This is a genomic window from Alkalibacterium sp. s-m-28 (genome assembly GCF_054658175.1).
Window position 1 is genome coordinate 1 of sequence record NZ_BAAGIQ010000497.1, and the last position, 248, is coordinate 248.

At 39.9% G+C, this 248-nt stretch carries 1 protein-coding gene; it reads left to right on the top strand.

The features are described 5' to 3' along the window. Nucleotides 1–137: 137 nt before the first annotated feature. Nucleotides 138–248, top strand: a 111-nt coding sequence (locus tag ACYQ4S_RS13030) for a transposase (protein ID WP_459771610.1), incomplete at its 3' end; no start/stop codon positions are given.

Consider the following 248-nt stretch of genomic DNA (forward strand, 5'->3'; position numbering starts at 1 on the left):
CTAAATAAAACGACCTTAGGTTCACAGTCGATGGTTTCTCGTTTTATTCATCAACTGTCGGAGGAGAATATCGTTCAACTTCAATCAATTGCCAAGGCATTGACCACTATCTATATCGGCCAAAAAATACACAGCATATGATCATTGACGTGGATTCTACTCACTCAGACACCTTCGGAAAACAAGAACAGACTGATTTCAATACTCACTACGGAACAACGGGTTATCATCCCTTAGTGGCTTTTGAT